21 protein-coding genes, 1 other RNA gene and 2 pseudogenes are annotated in these 21,518 nt (G+C 34.2%); 5 read left to right on the forward strand and 19 right to left on the reverse strand.

From position 1 onward, the window contains the following. Nucleotides 1-14 precede the first annotated feature (14 nt). The 12 genes from A9G32_RS08195 to thrS form a co-directional block, all read right to left on the reverse strand. On the reverse strand, nt 15-1,058 hold the full coding sequence (locus A9G32_RS08195) for a YdgH/BhsA/McbA-like domain containing protein (protein WP_065590957.1): 1,044 nt from the start codon (nt 1,056-1,058) through the stop codon (nt 15-17). A 49-nt stretch (nt 1,059-1,107) separates the two neighbouring features. After that, nucleotides 1,108-1,767, reverse strand: a complete 660-nt coding sequence (locus A9G32_RS08200) for a helix-turn-helix domain-containing protein (protein WP_065590956.1) — start codon at nt 1,765-1,767, stop codon at nt 1,108-1,110. A gap of 395 nt (nt 1,768-2,162) precedes the next feature. Continuing rightward, complete coding sequence (locus A9G32_RS08205; protein ID WP_065590955.1) at nt 2,163-4,100, reverse strand: peptidase U32 family protein; 1,938 nt, start codon at nt 4,098-4,100, stop codon at nt 2,163-2,165. A gap of 137 nt (nt 4,101-4,237) precedes the next feature. Further along, nucleotides 4,238-5,107: a protease HtpX gene (htpX, locus tag A9G32_RS08210; protein WP_065590954.1), complete on the reverse strand. Its 870-nt coding sequence runs from the start codon at nt 5,105-5,107 to the stop codon at nt 4,238-4,240. Nucleotides 5,108-5,331: 224 nt separating this feature from the next. Continuing rightward, an RNA gene (ffs, locus tag A9G32_RS08215) (signal recognition particle sRNA small type) lies at nt 5,332-5,427 on the reverse strand. 145 nt (nt 5,428-5,572) lie between these two features. After that, nucleotides 5,573-5,866 carry an integration host factor subunit alpha gene (locus A9G32_RS08220; protein WP_034913150.1) on the reverse strand — a complete coding sequence of 98 codons (294 nt, stop codon included), beginning with the start codon at nt 5,864-5,866 and terminating at the stop codon, nt 5,573-5,575. Nucleotides 5,867-5,870: 4 nt separating this feature from the next. Continuing rightward, nucleotides 5,871-8,258 (reverse strand): phenylalanine--tRNA ligase subunit beta, encoded by a 2,388-nt coding sequence (pheT, locus tag A9G32_RS08225; RefSeq protein WP_065590953.1) that lies wholly within the window; start codon nt 8,256-8,258, stop codon nt 5,871-5,873. A gap of 16 nt (nt 8,259-8,274) precedes the next feature. Continuing rightward, nucleotides 8,275-9,258, reverse strand: a complete 984-nt coding sequence (pheS, locus tag A9G32_RS08230) for a phenylalanine--tRNA ligase subunit alpha (protein WP_065590952.1) — start codon at nt 9,256-9,258, stop codon at nt 8,275-8,277. A gap of 209 nt (nt 9,259-9,467) precedes the next feature. Beyond that, a complete protein-coding gene (rplT, locus tag A9G32_RS08235) occupies nt 9,468-9,821 on the reverse strand; it encodes a 50S ribosomal protein L20 (protein WP_024496189.1) in 354 nt (117 codons plus the stop codon). Between the two features lie 30 nt (nt 9,822-9,851). Beyond that, the gene (gene rpmI, locus A9G32_RS08240) at nt 9,852-10,049 is read right to left on the reverse strand and encodes a 50S ribosomal protein L35 (RefSeq protein WP_034913143.1); all 198 of its coding nucleotides are present in this window, start codon (nt 10,047-10,049) and stop codon (nt 9,852-9,854) included. Nucleotides 10,050-10,134: 85 nt separating this feature from the next. Further along, nucleotides 10,135-10,674 carry a translation initiation factor IF-3 gene (infC, locus tag A9G32_RS08245; protein ID WP_065590951.1) on the reverse strand — a complete coding sequence of 180 codons (540 nt, stop codon included), beginning with the start codon at nt 10,672-10,674 and terminating at the stop codon, nt 10,135-10,137. 27 nt (nt 10,675-10,701) lie between these two features. Continuing rightward, complete coding sequence (gene thrS / locus A9G32_RS08250; RefSeq protein ID WP_065590950.1) at nt 10,702-12,627, reverse strand: threonine--tRNA ligase; 1,926 nt, start codon at nt 12,625-12,627, stop codon at nt 10,702-10,704. A gap of 241 nt (nt 12,628-12,868) precedes the next feature. Between thrS and A9G32_RS08255 the strand changes: the two genes are divergently transcribed. Next, nucleotides 12,869-13,318 (forward strand): YaiI/YqxD family protein, encoded by a 450-nt coding sequence (locus tag A9G32_RS08255; RefSeq protein WP_065560286.1) that lies wholly within the window; start codon nt 12,869-12,871, stop codon nt 13,316-13,318. Nucleotides 13,319-13,359: 41 nt separating this feature from the next. Here A9G32_RS08255 and recO read toward each other — a convergent pair whose 3' ends face one another. Then, nucleotides 13,360-14,052 carry a DNA repair protein RecO gene (recO, locus tag A9G32_RS08260; protein ID WP_065590949.1) on the reverse strand — a complete coding sequence of 231 codons (693 nt, stop codon included), beginning with the start codon at nt 14,050-14,052 and terminating at the stop codon, nt 13,360-13,362. Nucleotides 14,053-14,207: 155 nt separating this feature from the next. On the opposite strand from recO, the gene A9G32_RS08265 reads away from it, so the two are divergent. From A9G32_RS08265 to A9G32_RS08280, 4 genes are all read left to right on the forward strand, one after another. Beyond that, nucleotides 14,208-15,839 (forward strand): Na+/H+ antiporter, encoded by a 1,632-nt coding sequence (locus tag A9G32_RS08265; protein WP_065590948.1) that lies wholly within the window; start codon nt 14,208-14,210, stop codon nt 15,837-15,839. Nucleotides 15,840-15,860: 21 nt separating this feature from the next. Next, a complete protein-coding gene (gene ubiT, locus A9G32_RS08270) occupies nt 15,861-16,346 on the forward strand; it encodes a ubiquinone anaerobic biosynthesis accessory factor UbiT (RefSeq protein WP_065590987.1) in 486 nt (161 codons plus the stop codon). Nucleotides 16,347-16,683: 337 nt separating this feature from the next. Further along, entirely contained in the window at nt 16,684-17,322 is a 639-nt protein-coding gene (locus A9G32_RS08275; protein ID WP_065590947.1) for a hypothetical protein, read from the forward strand. Next, nucleotides 17,323-17,538: a hypothetical protein gene (locus A9G32_RS08280; RefSeq protein ID WP_065590946.1), complete on the forward strand. Its 216-nt coding sequence runs from the start codon at nt 17,323-17,325 to the stop codon at nt 17,536-17,538. A 2-nt stretch (nt 17,539-17,540) separates the two neighbouring features. On the opposite strand, the gene A9G32_RS08285 is transcribed toward A9G32_RS08280, so the two are convergent. The 6 genes and pseudogenes from A9G32_RS08285 to A9G32_RS08305 form a co-directional block, all read right to left on the reverse strand. Next, nucleotides 17,541-18,149, reverse strand: coding sequence for a tail fiber assembly protein (locus A9G32_RS08285; protein ID WP_065590945.1), 609 nt, complete (start codon nt 18,147-18,149; stop codon nt 17,541-17,543). A 215-nt stretch (nt 18,150-18,364) separates the two neighbouring features. Further along, nucleotides 18,365-18,608: pseudogene (locus tag A9G32_RS13660) on the reverse strand (phage tail protein); the annotation flags it as partial. A 549-nt stretch (nt 18,609-19,157) separates the two neighbouring features. Further along, nucleotides 19,158-19,472 (reverse strand): annotated as a pseudogene (locus A9G32_RS13665) (phage tail protein); the annotation flags it as partial. After that, nucleotides 19,465-20,028: a putative phage tail protein gene (locus tag A9G32_RS08295; RefSeq protein WP_141672789.1), complete on the reverse strand. Its 564-nt coding sequence runs from the start codon at nt 20,026-20,028 to the stop codon at nt 19,465-19,467. The pseudogene A9G32_RS13665 and the gene A9G32_RS08295, both read right to left, overlap by 8 nt. 17 nt (nt 20,029-20,045) lie before the next feature. Continuing rightward, the gene (locus A9G32_RS08300; protein WP_065590943.1) at nt 20,046-21,113 is read right to left on the reverse strand and encodes a baseplate J/gp47 family protein; all 1,068 of its coding nucleotides are present in this window, start codon (nt 21,111-21,113) and stop codon (nt 20,046-20,048) included. After that, nucleotides 21,106-21,492, reverse strand: coding sequence for a phage GP46 family protein (locus A9G32_RS08305; protein WP_218055871.1), 387 nt, complete (start codon nt 21,490-21,492; stop codon nt 21,106-21,108). Before A9G32_RS08305 ends, A9G32_RS08300 begins: the two co-directional genes overlap by 8 nt. Nucleotides 21,493-21,518 lie beyond the last annotated feature (26 nt).

Genomic DNA, 21,518 nt, shown 5'->3' on the forward strand with positions numbered 1-21,518 from the left:
ATTGTCTATATAAACTATCGATACAGATCTACAAAAACAGTTATATTTGGACCATTTGAATCATGGGCAATTCTAGCAATATGATAATACTTGGCCCCAGCATCAATAGCTCGTTTACCCGCTTGATAAGAAATTTCCTGATCAGTTACATAGTAACCTCTGAATTTAATTGTATCAAACGCAACCATTTTTGCTGCAGTTGCATCATTCAATTCTTGGATCTTTCGTCCATCGGGTAGAGTGACAGTGTAACGTATAATGCGTTGTGGCTCAGTTGTTATCGTCGTAACTTGAGATGCAGAAGCATTAGTTGTTGCAGAAGTTGTTGCTTTTTGTGTGGCTTGATTAATGACTTTTACTTTATTATTAAATTTATCGGCATAAAATTTTTCATTAAAAGCTGAAGGAGAATAATAGCCAGGTTTTTCTACCTGCATAGCCGCATCACCACCTTGTGCAAGAGCTTGTTGACCAGCTTCAGAGTCATATGGAATTGCATCCTCAGGTTGAAGTTTACGTTCAGGTGCATCTTTCTTAAACAAATAAGCAGCAACTTGTATATTACTACCTAATTCACTACGTGAATCAATATAATAAGCATAAGCACCTTTTGCTGATGCTTCTCTAGCAATTGCTTGGTTAATATCATATTCACTGGGAAAATAACCACGAATACGCACAATGTTGAAAGGCTCTAAACGTATGGCTTTAGATTTTGGATATTCATAAATACCTTCAAACTTGCGAAGGCTTTCAGCTTGTTCTTCTGCTTTAGGAGCATCGGCTTTATATAATTTCGCATAAACAATCCTTAAAGTATCATTAGAAGGACTGATATTAGTTGTGGTTATATAAAAGGAAGCAGCTCCTTCTTTATCCGCAGCTCTCGACATTGCCATGATATAATCACTATCAGTATAAAAAGCTCCGCGGATAGTTATACTTTTAAATGACTGTAAACCTTTAGCTTGTTGCTCCGTTAATTGTTGAGCAGCAAACGAAGAAAAAGAGGTTAGGGACATAGCAACTACAATAAGCGTGTTCTTTAAACTTGCCATATATTAAGACCTTACAAAATTTATTCTGATTATTTTAACATAAATAAATCTAATTACCTAAATCTATTAAACCGTTTAAATTTTTGATAAATAAATATTTTCCTCTAGCTAATAAAATATTTTGTTCTTGCAACTTTGATAAATTTCTGCTAACTGTTTCAATTGTTAAACCTAAATAATTAGCGATATCGGCTCGGCTCATCATGAGCTTAATATTCAATGAAGAATGACCTTTCTTTTCATAACGCTGATAAAGTGAATAAATAAAAGTTGCTACTCGTTCATCAGCCTTTTTTTGAGAATAGCATAATACTAATTTTTGGTAATTATAAATATCAGAGCTTAACAAATTAAACACAAGGTCTCTAATATTTTTTTGGGTATCAACTAACGACATCAGCTCATCATAATAAAGCTCACAAACCAATGTATTACTAAGAGCTTGAATATTATTATTATACACTTGAGTTGCAATTGAATCTAAACCAACAATATCTCCTGGTAAATAAAAGCCATTAACTCGTTGATGATTATCAGAAGTTGTAACAAAAGTTTTTAATGCACCCGAATGAATAATATAAAATTTAGTAAAGGGCGTATTAGATTTTGCTAGGATTTCATTTTTAACATAAGATATTTTTCTTTCTAATATACTGTTTAATTTTAAGCAACATGGGAATGCAGAAAGATCCCATACTACATAATTCACATGGAACGGAATAACTTTTTGAACGTAATGTCTTAAAAATATTTTGCATATTAACGAAAGGAAATAATTAAAATTTATTAATTTATTAGAGTAGCATATTTTATAATAAAACAACAATTGCTCATTAATTAATATTTATATTTATTCGTTAAAAAATATTATTTAACATAATATACATTATTTTAACATGTTGATTTTATTGATTTTATTGTTTATGTATTATTAATTTGTAGATTAATTATAGGGTTAGTGGGTTTGGTAGCTTAATTTAAATTGACGCATGATTTTATGGCTTACATCCACAGAATTCACGTACGTTTATCGTGGTTCGCATAATGTATATTATGTTAAATAATATTTGGTATTATGAACTTAAACCACCATTTTTAAATACCTTATTTTTTTGCCATAAACATAATCTCACTTCCAGGAAGTGGCTTTTTTAAAATGTGTTTTTTTATTTTACCCCATACTTGCATTTCGCAAGCTTTACAATTGAACTTTAGCAATAATTCTTCATTATTTTGAATTAACTTCATTGGCGTAACTTTAGTTTTAACACCTTGAATTCCTTTTGCTTGTTTTGGACATAAATTAAACGCAAACCGTAAACAATGTTTGGTTATCATTAAGGGCGCTTCTTCTTTAACTTCATGTGCTTCATAAGCACTTTCAATTAATTCAACTCCATGTTGTGTATAAAATTCTCTTGCTTTATGATTATAAACATTTGCCAAAAAGCTCAAATGATTTTCAGGATAAAACGGAACTGGGTTTTGTTCTGGTTTACGTTTTTGGCGACAATAACTTGTTAATCTTTTAGCCGTCAATTCATTAGTGGCATTCCTTCGAAGCTGATTTAGTTGACTACTTGGAATAAAATAAATTTTTGATAAATTTAAATCAAAATCAGTAAGATAATATATAGTTTTTCCTAATTTAGATAAATTATCTCTAATATTTTTTAATGATTTATCTGGTTGTTCCGCAAGTTCGAATTCCCCATTAAGTTCTACCTTGACACAAACGCCCTCTTCGCTTTTTGCAATTAGCTCTATACCTTTTTCAATATTATATAGTTTAAATGACACACCAATTCTGCGATTACTTGATGCTTTCAATAAATTTTGTTGCCACACATGATCAAGATTTCGATTCACTATATAAGGTAATTTAACTGAAAAAAGCGGCTTAGGAATTTCATTTGGATAAATTCGATATTGATTAGCCGAAAGTTTCTCCACCTTATCAGCTCTAAACCCAAAGATCTCTCGTTTTATTAGTACATTTAAGCCATCTCCATTAGTTAATATTTTCTCAGATTTAATATCGATAGTTTTAGGTGTAATTTGAGTTATCTCACCAATTTGCAAACCAATGAATTTAGGTGAATCGAATGCACCTATATTGGATTTTCTTCCATGTACAAAATAATCTGTACTTCCTCGATGAAATGTTTGGTGAGGATCTGGTATAAAAAAGTGCTCAGTTCGACCACTTGACGCTGATTGTAAATTAGACGAATTTGACAAAATAGTATCTAATTTTTGACGATAAAAAGCTGTAATGTTTTTAACATAACTTAGATCTTTATAACGTCCTTCTATTTTAAAGGAGCGTACACCTGCTTGAATTAATTCGTTCAAATTATCTGATTGGTTATTATCTTTCATTGATAATAAATGTTTTTCATAAGCAACAATGCGCCCTTGATCATCTTTTAAGGTAAAAGGAAGTCGACAAGCTTGGGAGCAATCTCCTCGATTTGCACTACGCCCTGTCTGTGCATGTGAGATATAACACTGTCCTGAAAATGCCACACAAAGCGCACCATGTATAAAAAATTCTATTTTTGCATCAATTTGCTCATGAATTTTAGCTATCTCAGTTAAATTAAGCTCACGAGCTAATACTATTTGTGAAAAACCAACATCAGATAAAAATTTGGCTTTTTCAGGTGTCCTTATATCCATTTGAGTGCTAGCATGTAAATCAATAGGAGGAATATCCATTCTCAAAATGCCCATATCTTGCACAATTAATGCATCAACACCTGCGTCATAAAATTGCCATATAAGTTGTCTTGCTGGTTCAAGTTCATTATCGTGAAGAATGGTATTTAAGGTTACAAATACTTTTGCATAATAATGATGAGCAAATTCAACTAACTGGGCAATATCACTAACCGAATTACCAGCATTATGCCTAGCACCAAAATTTGGCCCGCCAATGTATACGGCATCTGCGCCATGTAAAATAGCCTGTTGTGCAATCTCAATATTTTTAGCGGGACTAAGCAATTCTAATTTATTATTGGTGACAAGATTTGACATTATAAACTCTTTGAAAATCTAACTAGTGAATAATTTGGTTTTTATTTTACAAGCATTATTATAAAATTAATAATACTTGTAAAAAACTTTCAGGAAAGTATGTGTTTGAATATAAATTTGATATAGATCATCTAGCCTTAGTTGCGATAAGTTTCATTCCTTAAAGCTTCTATACGTTTTTCTAATGGCGGATGAGACATAAACAATTCAGAAAATTTTGCTTTTTTAGCTCCATTAATGCAGAATGCTAAAATTGAAGTATCTTCACTTGGTTCATGGCTAGTTTTTAGTTTTTCTAACGCGGCAATCATCTTTGTACTGCCTACTAATTTAGCCGAACCAGCATCAGCGTGAAATTCTCGATAACGAGAAAACCACATAGCTATAAGGCTTGCTAAAATACCAAATACGGTTTCAAAAACCATAACTATCAAGAAATAGGTTAACTGTGATAAACCACGATTACGATCATCCAATGCTTGAGCTACAACGGATGCTAACATTCTTGAAATAAAAATAACAAAAGTATTAAGAACTCCTTGTAATAAAGTCATTGTGACCATATCACCATTAGCAACATGACTCATTTCATGACCGATTACTGCTTCAGCTTCATCTTGAGTCATAGTACTTAATAAACCAGAACTTACTGCAACAAGAGAACTATTTTTAGTTGCGCCGGTTGCAAAAGCATTAACATCTTGAGCATGATAGATGGCAACATCTGGCATTTTTATATTAAGTTCCGTTGACAATCGACGAACAACATCAAGTAACCATTGTTCTTGACTATTACTAGGTTGAGTAATGATTTGTCCCCCTACTGACCTCAAAGCCATTCTCTTAGATAATAGAAGAGATATAAAAGATCCTCCAAAACCAAATATTGCTGCAAAAATAAGTAAACCTAGCGTACTATGTGAATCAACGCCTAAGATACTTAGAATGATTCCAAATACAAACATAACAGCTAAGTTAGTTAAAATAAATAATCCTACTCGCATCATTATCTTCTCTCTTTATTTATACTAATTTTCAAATGATTAAATTAAGTGAAATCGCAATATCCCGATTGTTAAATGCGTATGATCGCAAAAATAATATATATATACAACTATCAATAGATAGTATATTTAATATATTATTTGATATGCGCTCATTTATTAAACAAAAATATTAATAATATATGTTTATAAGACATTTGATAATAAATTGGTGAGGCTGGTGGAGACCCTATCAGTTACATCCCACACACATGTATTTTACTTTGGCTGCTTCCTTCCGGACCTGACCTAGTGAGCAAAAAAATGTTGCAAGAGAACCCATAGAGCCTCCATTGAAGTGGAGGTATCATACTTGAATTATTAATTTTTTACAACTACTTTTTAGTATAACACAACTGTTCGGCTTTTCTTTAGATGCTATATCAAAAGAAAAGCCATTATTTGAAATGATAGTATGTAATTCAGGAATTAGATTACTAGATTTTTCTCAACACGCTCTCTAAATTTTATACCTGGTCTAAATGTAACAACTCTACGAGCTGAAATATCAACACTTTCACCTGTTTTTGGGTTTCTACCTGGGCGTGAATTTTTATCTCGTACTGTAAAATTACCGAATCCAGATAATTTAACTGGTTCACCTTTTTCTAAAGCCACCCGAATCTCTTCAAAAAATAGCTCTACAAGGATTTTAGATTCTTGTCGATCAATATTAAATTTTTCGGCAAGACGATCTGCAATATCTGCTTTAGTTAATGTCATATTATTATTCTCTTAATAGGGCTTTAAAACGATATTGTAAGGCAGTAACGCATTTGCTTACAATGTTAGTTATATCTTCTTCTTCAAGCGTACGTGATTTATCTTGTAAAACCAAACTAATAGCAATGCTTTTCTGATCTTCTTTGATATTTTCACCTTGATACACATCAAAAAGAGTAACTTTAATAAGTTGCTCACCACCCGCTTTTTTACACTCTAAAATAATATCCGCTGCTGGTATTGTATTTGAAACAATAATAGCTATATCACGTTTATTTGACGGATACTTGGATAAATCCTGAGCTACAGGTACCTCTTTTTTACTAATTTTAGCTAAATTTATTTCAAAAACAAGCGTTTTACTATTTAAAGACAATTTTTTTTCAATTTCTGGATGCAAGACTCCTAAATGACCTAATAACTCATCATTTAAATAAATCGCAGCACTTTGTCCAGGATGTAAAGCTGGGAGTTCAGATTTTTTAAATTGTATTTGATCACCACACCCTAAAAGAGAAAAAATTGACTCAAGATCACCTTTAAGATCATAAAAATCTACATTCTTTTTAGGGAGTTGCCAGTGTTCTTCGTATAAATTACCAGTAACAATACCAGCTAACATTAACTCCTGACGTACACCAAATTCACAATTTTCATCAGGAATAAAACGCAAACCAGTTTCAAATAATCGGGCACGCGTTTGTTGACGATTTTGGTTATATAGTATCGCATCTAATAACCCAGACCAAAGCGATAAACGCATAACTGACATTTCACTTGAAATCGGATTAGGTAATTTAATTTCTGGATATTCAGGATATAATATTTGCTGAACTTTTGGATCAACAAAGCTATATGTCACCGCTTCTTGATACCCTCTATCAACCAATAAATCCTTTACTCTACGTAATGGGATTTGACTTTCTGGTTTCGGTTTCATTACTGATTCAATTTTCAAATTGGCATTTGGGATATTGTTATATCCGTAAATACGGGCAACTTCCTCAACTAAATCTTCTTCAATTTGCAAATCAAAACGCCAACTTGGTGATTTTACAATCCAGACATTGTCTTTATATTCAACTTCACAACCGAGTCTAATTAAAATATCGGTGATCTTTTGTGTTTCGATTGTATAACCAATAATGCGATCAATTTTATTACGTCGCAATTGGATAGTTGCTTGTGCAGGAAGTTCAGCTTCATGTGTCACATCAATAACTGGACCTGCTTCTCCACCACAAATATCAATTAATAATTGGCTTGCTCGTTCCATTGCTGTAAATTGTAAGAAAGGATCAACTCCTCGTTCATAGCGGTGTGACGCTTCTGTATGTAAACCGTATTCACGTGCTTTACCTGTTATAACTAATGGGTTGAAGAATGCTGCTTCAAGAAATATATCTTTGGTTGTTTGTGTTACACCAGATTTTTCACCACCCATAATCCCCGCTAGCGCTAAGATTTTTTGGTGATCGGCAATTACTAAAGTTTTATCATTAAGTTTAACGTCATTACCATTAAGTAAAGTCAGTTTTTCATCTTTGCTTGCATAACGAACAATTATGCCCTTTTCAATCTGCGATAAATCAAATGCATGCATTGGATGGCCAATTTCTAATAATACAAAATTAGTTATATCAACAACGGCATCGATTGAACGAATTCCACCACGACGCAATTTTTCTTTCATCCATAGTGGCGTTTGAGCATTAACATTAATATTTTTAATTACCCTACCCAAATAGCGAGGTGATGCTGTGGGTTCATCTATTTTTATTGATACTGTGTCGGAAATTGTTGCCTGTACACTGTTAACTTTAAGTGCTTGCATTGGAATATTGTTAACTGCAGAAATATCTCTAGCAATCCCAACAATACCAAAGCAATCAGCCCTATTAGGTGTTACACTAATATCAATTGTGACATCGTTTAAATTTAAATATTCACGAATATCTCGTCCCAAAGGAGCATCATCAGGTAATTCAATAATACCATTATGTTCATCAGCAATCCCCAGTTCTGAGTATGAACATAGCATGCCTTCTGACGGTTCACCTCGTAACTTAGCTGATTTGATTTTAAAATTACCTGGTAAAACAGCCCCCACTGTAGCACATGCAACAGTCAAACCTTGTCGACAGTTTGGCGCGCCACAAACGATATCAAGTAATTCTTCTTTGCCTATATCAACTTTTGTTACACGAAGTTTATCAGCATTCGGGTGCTGCATACATTCAACGACTTTACCAATAACGACACCTGTAAAGTCACCTGCTACTTTTTCGACATCATCAACTTCTAAACCAGCCATTGTTAATTGATCAGCTAGCGTTTCGCTACTAATTTCTGGATTGATCCATTCACGTAGCCAACTTTCACTAAATTTCATGTTTTGATCTCCAGAATTAATTAAATTGCTTTAAAAAACGTAAATCATTTTCAAAGAAAGAACGCAAATCAGTGACACCGTAACGTAACATAGTTAATCGTTCTATCCCCATACCAAATGCAAAACCACTATAAACTTCAGGATCAATGCCTACATTACGTAATACATTAGGATGAACCATTCCGCAGCCTAAGACTTCTAGCCATTTACCATTTTTAGCTTTAATATCAACTTCAGCCGATGGTTCTGTAAATGGAAAGTAACCCGGCCTAAAGCGTATTTCCATATTATCTTCAAAAAAGCAGTGTAGAAAATCATGCAATAACCCTTTTAAATGTGTAAAACTGATATCTTTATCAACCAGCAAACCTTCCATTTGATGGAACATTGGTGTGTGTGTTTGGTCATAATCATTTCGATATGTTCTTCCAGGAGCAATTATTCGAATGGGTGGTTTTTGATTTTCCATTGTGCGAATTTGTACTGTTGAAGTTTGCGTTCTTAATAAGCGTTTTGCATCAAACCAAAATGTATCATGATCTGCACGAGCAGGATGATGAGCAGGAATATTTAATGCATCAAAATTATGGTAGTCATCTTCTATTTCTGGACCGGTTTCAACAACAAAACCCAGTTCACCAAAAAAATCAACTAATCGATTAATTGTTTTTGTAACTGGATGTAATCCGCCTAGTTCAAGTGAGTTGCCAGGCAATGTAATATCAATTGTTTCATTGGCTAGTTTTGCATTAAGAGCCTGACGCTCTAAATAATTGCGCTTTTGATTCAATAGCTGAACAACTTCTTGCTTTGCATCATTGATTTTTTGACCCACAGATGGACGTTCATCGGCAGGAACATCACGTAAAAAAGCCATTTGCATTGTAAAATAGCCTTTTTTACCAAAATATTCCACTCGAATTTGTTCGATCGAATTAATATCATTAGCACTTTCAATAGCGGATTTGGCGTTATTCACCAGTTCAACTAATTGAGACATACAGTTCTCCTGCTTATTGTGTTTATTGCATAAAAAAAGCCTCTTTTGAGGCTTTTATAATTATTTTTTGTTTTTTCTTTGCCTCACGAGTTAGTATTGCTAAAGAAACCAAAAAAGAAACAAAAAATAACTATATTCATAATAAATTTACTCTTAACATATTAAAATTGAATGATAAAAGCCGAGATAACTCGGCTTTTATAAAGCTATTATAGTGCTGCTTTTGCTTTTTCAACTAATGCAGCAAATGCATTTTTGTCAAATACAGCAATATCAGCTAAGATCTTACGATCAATTTCAATTGACGCTTTCTTTAAACCATTGATAAATCGGCTATAAGAAAGACCGCATTGACGAGCTGCAGCATTGATACGAACAATCCATAATTGACGGAATTGACGTTTACGTTGGCGACGGTCACGGTAAGCATATTGTCCAGCTTTAATTACAGCTTGGAAAGCAACACGATATACACGTGAACGAGCTCCATAATAACCTTTTGCTTGTTTTAAAATTTTCTTGTGACGTGCACGAGCAATAACACCACGTTTAACACGAGCCATAAACTATATCCTCTAATAATTAATCAAAACTTAAACGTATGGAACACACGCAGTGACTAAACCTAAATCGCCTTTTGACACAGTAGTCAAACCACGTAAATGACGTTTACGCTTAGTTGATTTTTTAGTTAGGATATGACTCTTGTTAGCTTGCTTATGCTTAAAGCCACCAGAAGCTGTTTTTTTAAAGCGCTTTGCTGCGCCTTTTACAGTTTTAATTTTAGGCATTTTATTAATTTCCACTTCGCATTGTTAATAAAAACAAAATAATGGTGTAGCTTTCAATAGTATCAAAATCTAGCTTGTTGAACCATTATTTCTTCTTCGGCGCTAGCACCATAATCATTTGTCGACCTTCAATCTTAGTTGGATAAGATTCAATAATCGCCAAATCAGCTAAATCCTTTTTAATACGATCAAGCATTTCAGAACCTAACTGTTGGTGAGCCATTTCACGACCACGAAAACGTAACGTTACTTTAGCTTTATCGCCATCTTCAAGAAAGCGAATCAGGCTGCGGAGTTTTACCTGATAGTCGCCTTCGTCTGTACCAGGTCGGAACTTAATTTCCTTAACCTGAACAACCTTTTGCTTCTTCTTCTGCTCTTTTGTTGCTTTACTCTTTTCATAGAGGAACTTGCCATAATCCATAATTCGACAAACAGGTGGCTCTGCATTAGGGCTTATCTCAACTAAATCTAAAGTTGCTTCTTCAGCTTGTTTTAAAGCTTCATCTAAGCTTACTATACCGAGCTGCTCACCATCGACGCCGGTTAACCTCACCTCACGAGCTGTAATTTCATCATTGATTTTATGTGCTCGTGTTGACTGAATTCGTTTACTGACTTTAATATCTCATTCCTCCAAATTAATTTATCATTAATTCATTTGTTCTAATGAACGACTATGAATTTCGTTAAGCAACAATTCTATAACATGTTTCACTTCAAAGCTACCAAGATCTTTACCTTGACGAGTTCGAACTGAAATTGTTCCCGATTCCATTTCTTTGTCTCCACAAACAAACATATAAGGAACACGTTTTAGAGTATGCTCACGAATTTTAAACCCTATTTTCTCATTTCTCAAGTCCGCTTTTGCTCTAATGCCAACTTTTTGTAATTGTGCGGTTAATTGTTTGGCATATTCAGCTTGATTATCGGTAATATTAATTACTGCAATTTGCAATGGAGCAAGCCAAGTAGGGAAAAATCCTGCACAGTTTTCAGTCAAGATACCCATAAAACGCTCCATAGAACCTAAAATAGCTCTATGAATCATAACCGGGACATGACGTTCATTATCTTCACCTACATAAGTCGCATCTAAACGTTCAGGTAGCATAAAATCAAGCTGAACTGTACCGCATTGCCATGCTCTACCTAAACAGTCATGCAGGGTAAACTCGATTTTTGGACCATAAAAAGCGCCTTCACCTGGTAAATATTCAAATTCAATGCCATTTTCTGTTAAACATTCAGCTAAATCTTTTTCAGCAAGATCCCAAGTTTCATCCTTACCAATTCTTTTTTCAGGACGGGTTGATAATTTAACAGTAATATCATTAAAACCGAAAGTACTATAAGTATCATAAACCATTTTGATACAGCTATTTACTTCACTGCGAATTTGATCCTCAGTACAAAAGATATGTGCATCATCTTGTGTAAAACCTCGAACGCGCATCAAACCATGTAAAGATCCTGAAGGTTCATTACGATGACAACTACCAAATTCCGCCATACGTAATGGTAAATCACGATAAGATTTTAAGCCTTGATTAAAAATTTGTACGTGTCCTGGACAGTTCATTGGTTTAATACAATATTCACGATTTTCAGAAGAAGTAACAAACATTAACTCTTTATAATTACCCCAGTGACCTGTTTTTTCCCACAAAACACGATCCATCATAAATGGACCTTTTACTTCTTGATAATCGTATTCTTTCAATTTCGTGCGAACAAAAACCTCAAGTTCACGAAAGATAATCCAACCATCATTATGCCAAAACACCATACCAGGCGCCTCTTCTTGCATGTGATAAAGATCTAGTTGCTTGCCGATTTTACGATGATCTCGTTTAGCCGCTTCTTCTAAAAATTGTAAATAGCTATCAAGTTGTTTTTTATCTGCCCATGCTGTTCCATAAATACGTTGTAACATTTTATTATCACTGTTACCGCGCCAATAAGCTCCAGCAATTTTTTGCAATTTAAAATGATGGCAAAAACGCATATTAGGTACATGTGGTCCACGACACATATCAATATATTCTTCGTGATGATAAAGTGCTGGTTTTGAATCTTTTGGAATATTTTCATCTAAAATAGCAATTTTATATGGTTCATGTCGCTCCCAAAAAACTTCTCTAGCGCGCTCCCAACTAACCACTTCTTTTTTTACTTCATAATTTTTTTTAGCCAATTCATGCATGCGTTTTTCTAGTGCATCAAGGTCTTCCTGAGTTAAAGAGTGATCTAAATCAACATCATAATAAAAGCCATTATCAATTGTTGGACCAATTGCCATTTGTACATTAGGCCATAGTTGTTTAATTGCGTGACCCAATAAATGTGCACAAGAATGACGAATAATTTCAAGCCCATCTTCATCTTTAGCTGTAATGATAGCTAATGTTGCATCTTCAGTAATGACATCACAAGCATCTTTACGTTCACCATTTACACGCCCTGCTATACAAGCTTTAGCAAGACCTGCTCCAATACTTTGAGCAACTTCTAAAACAGTAACGGGTTTATCGAATTGACGTTGGCTTCCGTCAGGAAGAGTAATAATTGGCATAACAAATCCTTATAACAGTGGTGCACCACACGAAAGCGCACTTGCTTACTTAAAAAATAGGTCGAATATACTACCACTTATCATCTGGATTTAAAATAGAAAGAATCATATTTATATGAGCTTAATAAATATACTAAAACACATAGTTACCGGAAACTTTTTTACAAATAAATGATTATTTTTGTATAACAAAGGTTATAATCATTAACTAATAAAAGTTTATAATATGAACACATATGCTATGAATATTTGGATTGATGCTGATGCCTGCCCTAACCCAATTAAAGAGATTTTATATCGAGTTGCAAATCGAAAAGCAATAAATACAACATTAATTGCAAATCAATGTTTAACTATCCCCTTGTCACCTTATATTAAAACTTTATTAGTTGAAAAAGGATTTGATGTAGCAGATAGAAAAATAATTGAGTCGGTTCAAAAAAATGATTTAGTTATTACCTCAGACATTCCACTTGCATCTGAAGTTTTAAATAAAAATGCATTAGTGCTCACGCCACGAGGTGAACAATATACACTAGATACAATTAAAGAACGATTAATTATGAGAGATTTTATGGAAACCATGCGAGCAAGTGGAATACAATCTAAAGGTTCAGCTCCATTTTCCAGCAAAGACCGAGAAAAATTTGCTAATCAGCTTGATATATTACTTAATTCAACATCGAAATGAATTTAATAACTCTTTTAAATCGAGCAGCCAAATTAGCAAAACTAAATTTTTAGAAATAGCTCTCTGCTTTTGAATGGTTTTGATCCTACATAAGGTTTCAACGCCATCCTAGTAAAGCGTTTAGCTGCTTTTAACGTATCGATATTATCAAATTGACGTTTTCCTAAAGCTAAAACCTGCTCGCCAGTAAAGCTGATGCTATTTTGTAATAAACTACTGATAAATCCTTTTTCCGATTGATATTGATAATGCATCGATTTAACAATGTCATCGCCAGTTACACAGCAGTGAAAAAAATCAACGTGATATCCTAAATTTTCTAATAACGATAATTCAAAAGCTCGCAACACATTTTCAGCAGGAACCTGTTGGGCTAATTGTTGCAGACTTTTTAGATAATCATCAAAAAGAGTTGGCATTTCTGCTTCTGCAACTAAAACTCGATGTAATAGTTCATTTAAATAAAATGCGCTATACAAAAAAACAGATACCAATGGCAATGCAAGCGACATAGCTTCAACCTGACGCAATGTTTTTATTTCACCTTGGCCTGAGTATTGCACAATAAGTGGAGTAAAAGGTTGCAACATACCTTTCAAGGCAGAGCTTTTTCGTTTAGCACCTTTAGCTAATACCTTTATTTTTCCGATATTTTCAACAAATAGATCGACTAATAAACTAGTTTCAGTATAAGAACGAGTATGTAGTATAAATGCTCTTTGCCAATTTTCCATTCAAAATACCTTTCAATTACACTACTGTTTTTTGGTTAATAATTGTATCTGAGTAAAATTTAGATAAATCTATGAAATTTTCAACTGAAATTTAGTTAAAGATCCGATATAATCAATGTAAACAATAGGATTATAGGATAAATAAAAGAGGAACTATGGATCTTTTTTCAATAATTTTACTACTAGTTTTAATTGTATCACTTTCTGGTGTTGTTATTAAAATGCTACCAATACAAATCCCATTGCCTCTAATGCAAATATTATTAGGTTGTATATTGGCTGCCTTTGGAGTTTATGTCAAATTTGACCCAGAGTTATTTCTTGTTTTATTCATTCCACCTTTACTCTTTGCCGATGGGCGCAAAACATCGGTAAAAGATTTTGTGCACAATGTTAGAGAAATTGTTGGGCTAGCGCTAGTTTTAGTTGTAATAACAATTGTAGCTGTTGGTTATTTACTTTATTGGATGTTACCAAAAGGAATCGATCTAGCTGCAACATTTGCATTAGCCGCAGTTTTATCGCCAACAGATGCCGTAGCATTAAGTGGAATTGTAGGTAAAGGTCGTATTGAAAAAGAAAAGATGGAAATCATCGAAGGTGAAGCATTGATGAATGATGCTTCAGGTTTGGTTTCTTTAAAATTTGCTATTGCTATTGCCGTTGGTGATGCAGTATTCAATATCTTTGATGTTAGTGTCCAGTTTTTTGTAGTTGCTATTGGTGGATTAGCTATTGGTGTTTTATTTACTTGGTTATATGCACGTATCTTGCGTAAAATAAATAAGCTTACTCACAATGATCCCGCTATTCAAATAGTATTACTATTTTTACTACCTTTTGCCGCCTATATCATTGCTGAGGAATGTCATTGCTCTGGTATTTTAGCAGCAGTAAGCGCAGGTATGACAGTCAATCATTCTGGTATGATGCGAAACGCACCTTTAACTGCACGTTTGCAATCAGATAGTACATGGTCAATGTTAACCTTTGTGTTTAATGGATTTGTATTTGTTTTATTAGGTATTCAACTACCAAGCATTTTTAATAATACTTTTGTAGAAAACCAAATTGATACCTCAATTGAGGTATGGCAACTATGTTTAATTGTTTTATTCGTTTTTGCTGTATTGATGGGAACTAGATTTGCTTGGTTATGGTCAATGAAACATATGCCAACGATGCCTTTTGGAACTAAGAGACCTCTTGCATTTAGGGCATACTCAACCAGAGATCTTTTAATTTCAACATTTGCTGGCGTTAGAGGAGCTATCACTCTAGCTGGTGTTTTATCTATTCCAATGACAATTAATGGACGTTATCAACTGGTCTTTATTGCGACAGGTATCATATTAATATCATTGATTGCAGCGGTGATAATCTTACCTATCTTGTTACGAGGTAGTGTAATTTTAGATAATTCTGAACAAAAAAATGAAATTTTATCAGTTAAAGGTCAAATGGCAGAAGAAGCGATTATCAGTCTTGAAAAAATGCAAAATAATTTATTGCAAGAAACGTCTGAATCTGGCTTAGATCAGGAAATTATACATGAAATTGGTTCTCGTGTCATTGGTTCATTAAGACGCCGAACTGGACTTAAAGATTTAGAACAAAAAGCACTAGAGGCTGAAAACTTAGAAAGACGTATGCGTCTAGTTGCAATTGGTGCAGAACGTACAGCTTTACTACAAATGAAAGTTCGTAATGAAGTGAGCGAAGAAGTTTATGAACATTTAAATAACGATCTGGATATTTATGAAAAAATGATTTCTGGGGATGCATAAATGATTGGAGCAAAAAGCCAAATTCTAAACAAAATTCATTCACAGTTTGTCAATAAAGCGCCCCATATTTTGGGGCTTACCTTACGATACATTCCTTTTAATGTCAAAAAACAAACCATAGAACAATTATTGAAATTACAATTTGAACATTCTCTACAAGATAGTGATCTAGATTTTTTAGAAAATCGTTGGCTTAAAATTCAAGTTACTGATCTAGAGCTTGTGTGGTTTGTTAGTTTAATCGATAACAAATTAGTTGTTAGCCGGGAAGAAATTGCTGATGTAAGCTTTATAGGTAATGCTAATGATTTGATTATGATAGCAACTAGACGACAAGATCCCGATTCACTATTTTTTCAACGTCGCTTGATTGTTGAAGGTGATACTGAATTGGGGTTATATGTAAAAAATTTAATGGATTCTATTGAGTTGGAAGCTATGCCAAAATTTTTAAGGCTAACACTCGAAAAACTAGCAGATATTATCGAAAGTGCACCAACTAATTAAGAATAAATTATACTCATTTTAAATCATTCAAAATTTTGAATTGATTAATTTCTACCTTGCTAATAATAAATTATTCTAAGCCCCCTATAAAATGGGGAAAAGAAGCTGATTATTTTGAGTATATATAATGAAATTTATGAGTTTCTTTACAGAAAACATAAAATATATGATTACACAATGAAAAATAACCAAGAACAGCCAAGTTTTTACTTCCACGATTATGAAACTTTTAATGTATGACTTTGTTTATTATTTATTTTAATTTCAAATGTAATTGAATCTGTACTCAAATATGTACTCACTTTTATACGTCAAAATAACATATAAGGATTGTACTATGGATATCATTAGTGTTTTTTTAAAAGGATTACTTGGGAAAATATTCGATATTATTGCTTTCTTGTACAAAAGAATTCCTTTTAATTTTTATAGCAATAATTTAGATAAATATTTTAATGAGATGGGAAGTATAGATTTCAAACAATATCAGAAAGACTATCTAAATAATATTAGGAAGAAAAAATTGTGGAAGGAGTGCTGTTTTTATAATGCAAACACTCATAATCAAGAAAAAATTGCAATAGCTCTGGTGAATGCAGACAGAGAAAATATTATAGATATATCTGATATAACTGCGATTAGTCGATACTTTGAAATAAAAGATGAAAAAATAATTGGTCTGAATCTTTTTGATAAGCATGAAAAAGTATCATGTATTTTTTGGTATTTTTTTATAGCAATAATAGCAATATTAAATTTTTCTGTTATTTTTGAAATCAAAAATACATTAATATCATTAATAGTTATATTTTTTACTATGGTAGGAATTGCAGCTTGTCTTGTTATGCCATCAATAACTTTTAAAAGAAGTAGAATCTTTAAGACAATAATTAAAGATGAAAGTTTTATATCTAGAATAAACACAGAATTAGAACGAATAAATAATGAGAATTATCCTGATGCAAAATCTGGATAAATGATAACAATAAACTACACACTACCAATTTACATACGTCAAGCACCCGAAGATTACGAAAATGAAATTACTGGCGAATGCTACATTATCAATAGCGACGACGATCACAATTATGTATTCTATCAAACAGCAAAAACGCTATACGATATCGCCGATTTTGTGATGCTACATGACGCTGTTGAGTATTGTAAGTTGAAGATTGATAGTGTGTTTTGATTTTATTGTGGCTTTTCTGGCCAACTAATTTTTGGCGCAGCATCAACATCAATACGATTTAATAATGCACGATATTTTTTCCATGACGAATACAGTGCTTTTTCTTCGTCTGTTGCAATATCAGTATCAATTGCATCTTGCAGATAGTCGATCTGTGTTGTAGCTTCGCTTAATAGCTGTTTTTTCTGTGCTATTGCAACATTTACATCGTACTGATGCTGTTTATTTTCATCTAACACCCATTTTTCGCCATTCCACACGTCAAACTCAGAATCTGGTTTTAATAGCGTGTAATCATTCGGAATATCGCCGATTTCTGTTACTGTTGATTCTACACCTGTTTCAGTTGAATAGATTTTCTTGCCCCGATGATCTGCTGGGTATACCCATTTGTCGCCATCCCTGATGATCGCGTGCTCGTCATCAACTGGATTTGGCGCATCTAAACAAACATGATCGGGTAAACCGATACCCACGGCAACATATTCGTATGTTGCGTTGATAAATTCACCTGTTTTCAGATCTGTGTTATAAATTAATGCCCAGCCCTCAGTTGTTACAAAACCGTCTTTGTCAAACTGTGCTATTTTTGGTGTTAATTGATATTTCATTAAAATTTCCTCCTATTCTGCTTTAACTATGTACAAAAACGCCAGACTTCTAACTCGATTCTCATGAGCTATCGGAACTATATTTGACGCATCAAATACAACGCCGCCGACACTGCCTCTATCAATGCTTGTAGGGGTGTGACCTGCGTGCTTTTCAAAATATTTAAATGCGCCAGTAGCTATTGGTTCTGATGCAAACGTCTCGGAAATTGGTGATATTTCACCCCAAATATTTCTAATTGCGTCACCTTGCCAGCTTAAAATCTCACGACCTGGGTCAACTCCCCGCCCGTCATCCCATCCACGGACTGTCTCTCCCCGCATTTCTGGCAAATAACCTGAGGGGTACGCGCGCGCTAGCTTTGGATATTTATTTTTATCAAATTTCCATCCGTTGCATTTTAACCAGCCAGCCGGTGGTGTTGTTGTTGGCCAAGGTTGTGGTATTCCAACCGGCAGATAATCATTGATATTCGCTGTCGTGATTGCTTCGTGCCATTTTTGCTTACCTTCTTTTGTGTCACAACGATAATAAATTCGCGGCTCTTTTGAGTTAACAACTGATAGCTGTTCAATTTTCCATGTGGGCGTAGTGCTTGGATATGCTAATAATGTCGCAGCGCTATTACCTGACAGCTGCAAATCTGAAAAATCCGTCGTTCTACATTGATAAAATCCCCCAACAAGATGATCATCAAAATTATTAGCAATAGCACCGACGGATGAGCCGATGCCGTAATCGCCTGCTTTTAACACTGATTTATTATTAATTGTTACATCATCAACACCTAGAAAACACCATTGTTTTTTATCTGTTATATATGCTAATTTTGTTGACCATTTTTTTATTTGCTCGTCGTAAAAAATAAATGACAGACTATTACTCAGCGTACGCAATACAAATTCGTTATTACTATCAGCATATTTGAATTTAATACCCGCAGAATCACCGGACATACGCAACTGCCCAGTCATTTCATCTCCCGATTTTTTCACTGCACCTGATGCTAAATCGTATGCAGATTTCACTGCTTTTGGTGTCGCAGCTTCTGTTTCTGATGTGCTATCAGTTGATGAGTTGAGCTTTACGCTACCTTTGCTGACAAATTCTTTAATTGCTGTGGCGAGTTGGTCATGCTTTGATTTATCAAGTTTAATGCCTGCTGATTCAATCGCATTAGCAATTTCTTCCTGAATGGCATCACAATATAGATAGTCTAATTGCGTTGCTGGTGTGCCTGTTTGAGGGTTGCCTCTTGTAAAACCATTTTTACCTTGCCCGAATTTATCTCTTTGGGCAGTAGATGTGTCAATTCTATGCATTGATTGCTCCGTATTTAAAAATTACATAGGTATGTGATGGGCATAATTTTTCAATTATGCATTCAATTTGTTTATCCCCCCACGCTCTCAAATGCGAATCGCACCCGTCGTTACAGGTCATTTCTGTTATTTGATAATCGTGAGGTATGTTTACAATCCAGTAAAAACGCCACTCCTCGTCGTATAAATAGTCTTGGCATGTTGATTCACAAGTAAAAACATCATTGTTATAGTTTGTGATCGTGGCGTCTAAATAGCCGTTGGCTTTTAAAACTTGTAGAAAAAATTCTTTACTTATGCCGCCGACCAAATTTATCTTAGAATCTAAACGGTTGCGTCGAGTAGTTAGCGTTTGAACCTCCGATGGGTAACAACTATCGGGTAATCCGCAAATTTGCTCATATCTATCTATGAGTTCTGTTGTCGTTTTGGGATTGATTTCTTGCATTAAATCATCTAATCGAATATGCGTTTTTGATAGTGTTAATGCTAGTGATAAAAGGATTGGCTCTGATTTATCCCACGCTGGACCGTAGGGCAATAAGTGCTCTACCATGCTTCGGTATTGTTTTTCTAAATCCACTCAATACCTCCGAAGACAGCTACCTGATTTTTTTCTACAAAAATATCTTTATCGGGGTAAACTAATTCATGAGCATACTCGCCGAATGAAGAGCTAATCACTTCGCTAATACGTGATCTAAATAGTGTTGATTGTGGTTTCCCTTCCCGTAGCAAAAATTCTTTTAACTCGGCTTCTATTTGATAACGAATTTCTGGGTTATCAGGTGTGACCATAATTTTAAAATTAATTGGCTTAGGTATCGGTGAAAAAACAATTAGCATAGAGCCGGCAACGGGTGCTAATGGCTCGATATGTTTTTTGATGTTTTGAATTGTGGTATTGTCTAAAATGGGATTAACTGGATCGCTATTTGCAACCATCACTCCAACGCTACCTGTCCCTGCCCAATGACGATAACACCAAGCTCGTGTAACGCCGTGAACTTCTTTTGCCCACTGTACATAATCTTGATCTGCGCCGCTTTGAGGTGTGTAATACCATCTATCGATAACTCGTTTCCTAAAATATTCTAAATCCTCGACATCAGCACCTGACTCAATAGAATCAGCAAAACAAGTTGATGATAGACCAGTAACAGGGGTAATCAGTGACATACTGGTACCATCATCACAATTCCCTTTTTTGCCTACCTCATCACACACTACAGGCACTCTTAAAACATTATTTGCTGATGTTGTCGTTTTGGTAACTGTATACATGCACTGATCAACTTGACGCCTGACCTTTTGGTCTTTATTCATAACAATGCCATCAGCCACTTCCTCAAATCGAATATAACCAACCGCAGGCGTAGGTTGTTTTCTATAGCAACGCTTCATATTTCCATGTCGAGTTAACCACTCTTCATCGGCCTGATCAGGTAAAATATTTTTGGCCATATTTTCAATGTAGCCCAATAACACATGCGTGGCCCCCGCTATAACTCGTCCGTATACTTCTGGGTCATTACGGCGTAATGAAATTAATTCATCATCAACAGCTAGGCGCGCATACAAATCATTGCGTATAGTTGTGATTAAATCCGGTAATGTTGGTCTTGAAAATCCACTAGACATTAATATCACTCCATAAGTTGTCAAACCTAAATTCTTCATTGCTGCCATCTGTTTTATAAATATTGATAGTAGCAACTAAAACAGTTAAATCGGTTCGCTTTACTGAAACATCTATTCGAGAAGCTATCCCGTCATCAATCATCCATTGCACAGCCTCTTTTATATAAATTTTTGCAAAGTTCGCTGTTTGATTGGTTAATTTTGAGCGAGCCAATAAATAAAGGCGTGACCCAATTTTGTCATTTGCTATACTAGGGTACGAATCACCCCACCAACCATATGGATGATCTGAATCGTCACTGGTGTTTTTTCGTCGCCATGTGAATAGCGAAATTATTAAAGATCGATACAGTGGTTTTGTATGTGATGACATTGACATCAATTTGTCATTAACGTTTATAAACA

Source organism: Gilliamella sp. Gris3-2 (genome assembly GCF_001690345.1).
Classification (GTDB): Bacteria; Pseudomonadota; Gammaproteobacteria; order Enterobacterales; family Orbaceae; genus Gilliamella; species Gilliamella bombi.